At 39.4% G+C, this 2,541-nt stretch carries 3 protein-coding genes; all 3 read right to left on the bottom strand.

Annotated elements, in window-relative coordinates; all coding sequences use genetic code 11:
• Positions 1-73: 73 nt before the first annotated feature.
• Positions 74-979: a substrate-binding domain-containing protein gene (locus DBR11_RS25690; protein ID WP_108555431.1), complete on the bottom strand. Its 906-nt coding sequence runs from the start codon at positions 977-979 to the stop codon at positions 74-76.
• A 236-nt stretch (positions 980-1,215) separates the two neighbouring features.
• Positions 1,216-2,040 (bottom strand): energy transducer TonB, encoded by an 825-nt coding sequence (locus tag DBR11_RS25680; protein ID WP_108555429.1) that lies wholly within the window; start codon positions 2,038-2,040, stop codon positions 1,216-1,218.
• Positions 2,041-2,069: 29 nt separating this feature from the next.
• Positions 2,070-2,541: biopolymer transporter ExbD (locus tag DBR11_RS25675; RefSeq protein ID WP_108555428.1), on the bottom strand; the 472-nt coding region annotated here is incomplete at its 5' end.

The raw sequence follows: 2,541 nt of genomic DNA, 5'->3' as shown, positions 1-2,541 counted from the left end.
GGTTTCATTGGTTCGTTTGTTTTGAGAGGATAAAAAGCGAGATACTTCGTATTCCCAAATATATAATTTTGTTTTAATTCTTCAAGTTAAAATCCCTCGATACAATTTTATGAGGACCCAATCCGGATTTAAGAACAATCAGTTGTCCGCGCTGGCTCACTAACCAGTTTGCAAATCCTGTGCCTAAACCTCCCTTACCTTCCGCATTAATGATGTAAATGTTTCTCAGGAAAGGATAAATACCGCTGATCAGATTGTCCTGAACAGGTTTATAAAATGCATCATCCCCTTTTTTACCCTTAACAGCTTTTACGCCCATTAGTTTTACTTTCCCTGAATATTCTTCTCCCTCACTGTATTTTTTTATTAACCAATTTACGCCAACCACACCAATATAGTTTTTGTGCTCAGAAACATATTTGATCACATCATTATTGTTACTTAAAGTATAAACACCCTTTTTAGGCAACTCCTTCACCTGTGCAAGGTCTTTAAAATATCTCAAAGTGCTTGAATAAGCATTATCAAACACCAGGCTTTTATCTGAAGACGAATTTCCTTTCATAATCGAAATCACCTCTTCAGCCGTAATGGTGGTATCCTGGCTATCTGCTGCCGTGATCAACGCAATCCCATCAATAGCAAACCTGGACGTAAACACAGGAATACTCCTCTTGCTGTAAACTTTTTCTTCTTCTGGGGTCAGCATTCGGGAAGAAATCATCACCCGGACACTGTCATTTAAAAAGGTTGGAAATATCTTATTCTCATTTCCGGTAATCACCGTAAAATGCGCATCTGGATAATCAGAATTGAAAACTTCGATCTGATCATCAACAATGTTGTGAAAAGACTCATCGACCAGCAACTTAGCATAGCCTGAAGTCCTGGATTCTTCCGATTGTCCCTCCTTTGCCTTTTTACTCTTACAAGAAGAAAAAACAACCAGCAATACAAATATAAAGCTCAAATATCTCATTCCGACTGATCTTTTTGATTAATTAACCGGTAAAACCGGATCAGGGCATAAACGATAAGTAAAACACCAAACAGGATCCTGTACGTTGGCGTGATATCAAATGGAATCTCCTTCCAAAAAATTAGCAATGTTCCCAAGGCTAAATAAAACAAGAGCATAACTAGCCCTAAAATAAGCAGAAATCGCTGTTGAGGCGATTTCTGCTTAAAAAAATTGAAGTCAATCATGTATTAATCTTATTGACCTGATAAAGTAAAGCTGATTGGAATGTTGTATTTAACACGTACCGGTTTACCGTTTTGGATACCTGGAGTCCAGCGCGGGCTGGCTTTTAATACCCTTACAGCTTCCTCATCTGTACCACCGCCTAATTTACGGTCTACTTTGATGTCTGTTAATTCACCATTTTTCTCCACAACGAAAGATAAGAATACCTTACCCTGAATGTTGTTTTCAGCAGCCATTGGAGGATATTTTACCGTTTTATGCAGGTAAGCATAAAATTTCTCCATACCTCCAGGGAAACTTGGCTGAGTTTCGATACTTACGAAGTCATAAACTTTAGTATCTTCTACTACAGCAGCCTGTTTAGGGCCATTTCCAACTGGTGCAGCAACTACGATGTCCGCATCCGGATCACCCGCAATTGTTTTCTGTCCCGGATCTGCTTTTTTCAAATCTTCAATTTGAGGTGGCTCTTCATCACGCACCAAGTTATCCGGCTTAACGATAGGAGGAGGAAACTTAACCTGATCCTGTTTTGGCGGCGGAGGCTCAACCGGTGGTGGCGGAGGGGTATCCGGGTTCACCGGTGGTGGTGGAGCAACAGTAACCTCTACTTGTTTAACAACCTCTTCCTCAGGCAACGCACCTTTGATCATACTGATGATCTTAGGCGAGATGAACAGCAGGATAAACACTGCTGATGCGTAGAATAACGATTTTGTTGTGTTTGCAGAGTTTCTGGTACGAAGCTCGTAAGCTCCGTAACTTTTGTTTTTCTGATCAAAAACAACATCAAGCCATTCCTTCCTGAATAAATCTATTTTAGAACCTAACATTGCTTTAATGTTTTAATGTTAAAATTATATTATAAAATTCCATTTTTCTTCATGAAATCTTTTTCTGCATCAGTGATGTTCTCATCATCAATCGCCGGCGCAGCCGTGATTTTGGTGATGTTTAACTCATCCATAATGTTCACAAAGTTCTCATAACTTGCACCTGATGTAGGTTTAATTACAACAACCAGTGTTTTCTTAGGATCGTTATTGTTCAAATCAGCTACTTTCTTTTTATTCTCAAGTATCGATTTTCTGATTTCACCAAATCCTTCGATATTAGGCTGGCTTTTTCCAGCTTCACCCATATACCAGGCCACTTTATTGTTTTTACCTAAAAGGATAGTCATGGTTTGAGATGCACGCAGTTCAAGCCTGTTCTCATCCTTAACATCCTTATCCGGCTTTGCAATGTCCATTGCAATTGGCTTCGAAAGGGAAGTGGTAAGCATGAAGAAGGTAATCAGAAGGAAAGCTAAATCCACCATCGCAGTTAAATCT

The sequence above is a fragment of the Pedobacter sp. HMWF019 genome, assembly GCF_003061025.1.
In the GTDB taxonomy this organism is placed as follows: domain Bacteria; phylum Bacteroidota; class Bacteroidia; order Sphingobacteriales; family Sphingobacteriaceae; genus Pedobacter.
This window is presented reverse-complemented; position numbering and strand designations above follow the sequence as displayed.